8 protein-coding genes are annotated in these 6196 nt (G+C 29.2%); 1 reads left to right on the forward strand and 7 read right to left on the reverse strand.

Translation table 11 applies throughout. The features are described 5' to 3' along the window. The 6 genes from spoIIR to yabG all read right to left on the reverse strand — a co-directional run. Positions 1 to 482: stage II sporulation protein R (gene spoIIR, locus SPD90_RS09655; protein WP_320925088.1), on the reverse strand; the 482-nt coding region annotated here is incomplete at its 3' end. A gap of 204 nt (positions 483 to 686) precedes the next feature. Next, complete coding sequence (locus tag SPD90_RS09660; protein WP_320925089.1) at positions 687 to 1355, reverse strand: GntR family transcriptional regulator; 669 nt, start codon at positions 1353 to 1355, stop codon at positions 687 to 689. Beyond that, positions 1348 to 2229 (reverse strand): 4-(cytidine 5'-diphospho)-2-C-methyl-D-erythritol kinase, encoded by an 882-nt coding sequence (gene ispE / locus SPD90_RS09665; protein ID WP_320925090.1) that lies wholly within the window; start codon positions 2227 to 2229, stop codon positions 1348 to 1350. Before ispE ends, SPD90_RS09660 begins: the two co-directional genes overlap by 8 nt. 130 nt (positions 2230 to 2359) lie before the next feature. Further along, positions 2360 to 3910, reverse strand: coding sequence for a DUF3794 and LysM peptidoglycan-binding domain-containing protein (locus SPD90_RS09670; RefSeq protein ID WP_320925091.1), 1551 nt, complete (start codon positions 3908 to 3910; stop codon positions 2360 to 2362). An 82-nt stretch (positions 3911 to 3992) separates the two neighbouring features. Continuing rightward, on the reverse strand, positions 3993 to 4262 hold the full coding sequence (locus SPD90_RS09675) for a Veg family protein (RefSeq protein ID WP_290692959.1): 270 nt from the start codon (positions 4260 to 4262) through the stop codon (positions 3993 to 3995). 215 nt (positions 4263 to 4477) lie between these two features. Continuing rightward, positions 4478 to 5341: a sporulation peptidase YabG gene (gene yabG, locus SPD90_RS09680; protein WP_290692957.1), complete on the reverse strand. Its 864-nt coding sequence runs from the start codon at positions 5339 to 5341 to the stop codon at positions 4478 to 4480. 148 nt (positions 5342 to 5489) lie between these two features. Between yabG and SPD90_RS09685 the strand changes: the two genes are divergently transcribed. Further along, positions 5490 to 6089: a DUF1638 domain-containing protein gene (locus SPD90_RS09685; RefSeq protein ID WP_290692955.1), complete on the forward strand. Its 600-nt coding sequence runs from the start codon at positions 5490 to 5492 to the stop codon at positions 6087 to 6089. Positions 6090 to 6146: 57 nt separating this feature from the next. On the opposite strand, the gene SPD90_RS15335 is transcribed toward SPD90_RS09685, so the two are convergent. Then, positions 6147 to 6196: SEC-C metal-binding domain-containing protein (locus SPD90_RS15335; protein WP_442909066.1), on the reverse strand; the 50-nt coding region annotated here is incomplete at its 5' end.

Consider the following 6196-nt stretch of genomic DNA (forward strand, 5'->3'; position numbering starts at 1 on the left):
TGTCCTTTTCCTATTAATATCCTAAGTGCCTTATATTCTCCAGCCGGTAAAACAACACTCGAATATTGCTTAGTCGGAAAATTACTATATCCTAATTCTATATTTACATCATAGTCGTATCCATTTTCTTGTATTATATCCTTGCATATATTTATTAAATTGTCTTCTTCATTTATTATTATGCTTTCACTTTCACTTATACTTTTAGAATTTTGTAGCTTTGGTTGTAAATAATCTATAACTGCATCTCTTACTTTTAACTTTAGCTGTTGGTCTTCTTCTGAATCACTATTAGCTAATACATGAAATCGTATTAATTTATCCTTGTAATTTACAGATGTCGTATTAATTTTTGATACCTCTCCATATATAGAAGTTACCATTAAACCAACAGTAAAAATTAGCATTAATACAGATACTACTATTCTTATTTTTATCTTCGTATTTATTTTAAATTCTCGTTTTATAAATCTCCTTTTCATCATCTCATCCCCCATTTATTTGGTATATTGAGATTATTTCCAAGTTAACTTATTTTATACTCAAAAAATAAAATTTCTCAAAAAATAAAAATGACCTCCTAGCTAAATATTTATAAAGAAATAATTATTCTACTTAAAATAATTATTTCTTTATAAATATTTCTTCTAGAAGATCACTTTTATGATCATATTTATCAACTGTTATTATTTAGTACAGTGTTCTAACATGAATTGTTCAGCTTTTTCTATATGTTCAATAGCAAACTTTTTAGCTTCTACTACATTAGCTTCTCTTATAGAATCTAAAATAGCTTGATGTTCGTCTATTAAACTTAATGATGCATTTGAATCTGAAACGTAAGTTATTCTAAATCTTTGAACTTGTTCCCATAAAGAATTTATCATCTTCGCTAATTTTTTATTATTAGCTGATTTAAATATACATTCATGGAATTCAACGTCTTTTTTCAATAGCATTTCGATATTTTGTGTCTTTACTGCTTCTTCAAATTCGATTTCGATTTCTTCTAATTTTTTTATATCTTCATCGTCTCTTCTCTCAGCTGCTAAAGATGCGCCTAATCCTTCTAAGCTAGCTCTTATTTCCAATACATCCATTAAATCCTTTACTGATATATTAGCTACATAAGCACCTTTTCTAGGTAACATCACAACTAGTCCTTCAAGCTCTAATTTTCTTATCGCTTCTCTTACTGGAGTTCTACTTACACCAAGCTGTTCTGCTAGTTGAACCTCCATTAATCTTTGTCCTGATTTTAGTTTGCCCTCTAAAATAGCACTTCTCAAGTTTTCAAATACAACATCTCTTAATGGCTTATAGTCATCTAAATTTAATTTAGTTAAGCTATCCATTAACTTCAACCCCCTTTTCTTCACATACTACGACGAATGTTTGTTTAAATTGTTTTTCTAATATAGATTTGCATCTAATCGCATCTTCTCTATTTTCATATAATCCAAAAACTGTAGGCCCACTCCCACTCATCATAGCTCCTAATGCCTTGTTATTTATCATTGTATCTTTAATTCGTTGAATCACTGGATATTTATTCACAGTAACTTCTTCAAGAACATTAAACATATTTTCCGCTAATTTTTTAGTTTGATTATTTTTTAAACATTCAATAAGCAATTTGTTATTCGGTCTTTTATTTATCTCTTTGGAATCTATACATTCATATACTTCCTTTGTCGATACAAATAAATCCGGTTTACAAACTAAAATACTAACATCTCTACTTAATCCCTCAATTGAAGTAAGCTTTTCTCCTATGCCTTCAGCTAAAGCAGTTCCTCCACTTATACAAAACGGAATATCAGCACCTAATTTTAATCCTATCTCCTCTAAATGACCCTCAGTTAAATTCAAATTCCAAAGCTTATTTAGTCCCACTAATATTGCTGCTGCATTTGAACTTCCTCCAGCCATTCCTGCTGCTACTGGTATATTTTTTTGTATATAAATATCTAACCCCTTGTCCACATTAAAAGTGTTTTTCATTAAATCAACTGCTTTATACACTAGGTTGTTAAAATCTAATGGAATTTCATTACTATTACTTTTAATTATTATTTCCTTATCTTGTCTTTCTTTAACTTCAATTAAATCATATAAATCAATTGTCTGCATTATCATTTCGACTAAATGATATCCATCTTGTCTTTTTCCCAATACGTCTATAGATAAATTTATTTTCGCTCTACTTTTTAATTTTATCGAATTCATTTTAGCCTCCTTAATACTTAGTTCTGTATATCGTATAATGCATTACTAATTATAATTATACTACAAAAATTAAATAATAGGGGACATTATCCCCTATTATTTATCTTTTTAACTATTACTATTATTATTTTTATTCATTTTGTGTAACTTTTTTTTCTAAAATCAAACATTTTCCTGGAACTAAATTTTCATTTAAATCAATCTCATTTGTCTGAGCGATTTCCTCTTCTGTTGTATTGTATTTTTTAGCTATGTCCCATAAGTTATCATTTTCTTTGCAAATATATATAATTATACTTGGAGCCTTTGATAAGTCGTATTCTCCTTTATCTTCTCCTTTTATTATGAAGCTCTCTGCCTTTTTATCAATTACCTCTATAAATCTTCCTATCTTTATGTTTAATTCAATTTGATTTCTATTTAAATCGGCATCTACCTTTTCGATGCAAATCGTATTAAATACTGAACATGTATCAGATAATTTATTTACTTCTAATTCATGCTCAAAAGGAATTTCTTCATTTATCTTATAAATCATTTTCAAGCCTTCAACAGGAACAAAAAGTATATCTGCCTTTATTATGCCCTGTATTACACAATTAGAACCCTCTATATAAGTATTTTCTATAGATGCATTACAGCAAATATTTACAATATCCTTTATTTGAACATCATCATTATCATAGCTTAAATTTTCTCTTACTAAAAAGCTATCATTTGACGATAATAAGGTTTTATTTAAATTTATAAGTCTATGTTCAAATTTGATTATTTTCTGAGGAGAATAAGCATCCTGAAGTACTTCTCTAGTCACCTCTTCGCTGACCTTGACCTTTGAAAAAACTGTGCATTCTACTTCTAAAAGCCCTGTATTATTATCTGGATTTCGTTTAAACTCATAATTGAAATCACCTATATTCATAAGTATCTCTTCATTCATTCCATCAAATACTCCAGGCACTTCTATAAACTGTGTAAAATCAATGCCAACTTTATCTAGCTCTACAATTTCTGAATCATAAGTGCAAGCTAGAGGATTTATTTCTAATACACCGCCTATTATAACTTTATTATCTGTTATTCGGCTTTCTTTAACCCTTAAGCTAGGTGTTATATTTATAATATCTTCTATTTCCTCGACATTAACTGTAATCGTATCTCTGACTACATTTTCTGATTTTTCAATTCCAACTATATCTTGAAATGAAATTTCCTTTCTATGCTTCTGTATACCTTCAACCTGAGAAACATCCTTCACTATGTCTAATCTCTGCTTTTCAAATAAGCTCCCTCTTATATTGATTAGAGCGCCTACCTTTATCTTTCTTTCGTTCATTATAGTGCAATCCATATGCTCTACCTCAGGAAAAAGCATATATTCCATATCAGGAACAACATTATCCTTCTCTATAACTTCATTTATCTCGATCTTGCCGCTTATATTTGATATTGTACTCTTGTCATCCGCAACATAAATAACATTATAATTAAAGCTTCCTCTACAGGTTATTTTACCTTCTAGCATTTCAACCTTTCTAATTACTATGTATCCCATAGTGTCGACAATATCGTACACATCCGATTTTCTATCTGGAACAACATTTTCAGCTTCTATAAAGGTTTGAAATTTCCCGAAGTCCATCCTATTGTCTATTTTAATAATATCCTTAATTAACTCCACAGCTATCCCTCCCATATAATTTAACTATTAAATTATATTTATCAGGACAAAAAAAAATTACACCTATTTAATAGGTATAATTTTAACTTGCATTTAATGTATCATCTGTAGTTTTGCAAATTTGTAATTTTACATTTGCTGTCAATAAATCAGAGTAGCTATAAGACACTCTTTGATTTCCATCTGATGTTCCACCTAATTTTACTACAAAAACACTTGGATATACATTTTCTAATACTCCAACTTTTGTAACAACCTGTTTTCTACCTTTGTTGGCCTTTAATACTATAGTCTTTCCTAAGTGTTTCTTTAAAGTTACTCTAATCTTATCCAAAGTTTGAACAGTAGCCACAACATCACCTTCTTTATTTTTATATGTTTACATAATATCATAAAAAAGGAAATTTGTCAAACGTATAAACTAATAATTTTATATATTTTTTACTCTATTGTCAATAGTATTTTTTAAGAATACAGTATTATTTTAAATTTACCGTATTTTTATCAAAGTGTATGGTTTTGATTTAATTTTCAAAATGTTAATTAAATTTTGACTTCTATATATTTCTACAATAAATAAGGTCTTGGCATAGCCCATCTAAATTTACCTCTTGTCTCAAAACCACCAATTCCCTTTATTCCTGTAATTGTCTGCTCCAATATTTCTTCTATAGGAACAACTATATCAATCCTAGAACAAGCTATTTTTTCAACTATAAATACAGGGTCTAGTGCATGTATCATAATTCTACCTGGTGAGCTAGCATAATTCGCTCCAGCCTTCATCAGAGCCTCATAATTAGACTGACAAGCTCCAGCGAATATAACTAAGGTATCTAAATTAGGCTGCCATTTTCTAGCTTCCTTTACAGCCTTAAAAAAATTATATGAATTTCTGTAATTGTTTATATTTTTTACATCCCCATTTTTCACGTGCATAGCATCATGACCTGTTATTACTAATATATCGGGATTGTGTTTTTCCAATAAATTTTTAACCTCTTTATATTGATTTGCTTCTGGGATTGCAACTCCCACCGCTGGTATCCCCAGCTGTGAATATACATCTAAGCATATTTTCAAATATTCTTTATCTCCATCTATCTGAAGAACTTTGCCTGGAATACCGTAGACATTAGCTGTTGATTGAGCTAACTTTTGGATTCCGCGCATATTTTTTTTCTCTCTTTCCTTTGCTTTTTTAAGAGATCTATATAAAATATTTTCAACATTTTTGTCCATTAAAACCTCTCTTATATCTGGAGGCTTCAATAATTCTAAATCACTCAAATACGCATCAGCTATAATTCTAAAAGCAACCCCTTTTAATATAGCCACTTTGTCTCCATTATCATCAGTTATGATATCAGTGATTTTAAAAACAATGTCTTTGTCATATGACTTTCTAGCTACAATATCTCCAACCTTCATGATATGCCCCCTATTACTCGATTTAGTTTATATTATGTTGTTTAATTATTTTTGTTCCAAAAGTCATCAAAAAGTATCAATTTAAAATTAGAATATTATATAATTTATATATGGTTTTAATTAAACTAAATAGGAGGACTAGATAATTATGAGAATAGGAATTTTAGCATGCTCAGTATTTGAGCCTGAGTTAGAAAAAGTTTTAGAAGATATAAAAAATAAAAATTTATTCGATGTCGATATTGAAGTTACTTATCTTCATTTCGGATTACATACTGATTTAGATAAATTAGAAGCAGATGTTACAGGTGCATTGGACAAAATGACTGTAGAATACGACAAGGTAATAGTTCTTTACGGCTCTAAATGTCACTATAGATTTTTCGAGTTTTTGAAAAAATACAATAATATAGTTACTATCAAGCCGTCAAACTGCTTAGAAGCTATTATCGGTGATAGAGTTGTTGAATCTTATGTCGAAGGAAAAGATATATACTTAACATCAGGATGGGTCGAAAAATTTGATCAGTTAAATGAATTCAGCCATGCTGTAGATAATTACGATGTAATAAATCAATTTGGCATGTACGAAAATGCCATCATCGGAAACACAGGTGTAATTGAAATCACAGACGATATGATATTTGAATTATACGAAAAAATTCAAGTTCCTGTAGAGGTTGAGGATGTAGATATAAGTATTTTCGAAAATCTAATGATAGATACAATCAAAGAAGCTGTACAATAAGGTTTTACCAAAACAAAGGAGCTGCACAATTTAATGCAACTCCTTTTATCAACAAATTTATTTGTTTTTTCCACAGCATTTTTTGTATTTTTTACCGCTTCCACATG

The sequence above is a fragment of the Intestinibacter sp. genome (genome assembly GCF_034113885.1).
Lineage (GTDB): Bacteria > Bacillota > Clostridia > Peptostreptococcales > Peptostreptococcaceae > Intestinibacter.

Excerpts from the sequence above, each read along its gene's own strand:
- SPD90_RS09660 (WP_320925089.1), bottom strand. The coding sequence starts at position 1,355 with ATGGATAGCTTAACTAAATTAAATTTAGATGACTATAAGCCATTAAGA.
- ispE (WP_320925090.1), bottom strand. The coding sequence starts at position 2,229 with ATGAATTCGATAAAATTAAAAAGTAGAGCGAAAATAAATTTATCTATA.
- yabG (WP_290692957.1), bottom strand. The coding sequence starts at position 5,341 with ATGAAGGTTGGAGATATTGTAGCTAGAAAGTCATATGACAAAGACATT.
- SPD90_RS09685 (WP_290692955.1), top strand. The coding sequence starts at position 5,490 with ATGAGAATAGGAATTTTAGCATGCTCAGTATTTGAGCCTGAGTTAGAA.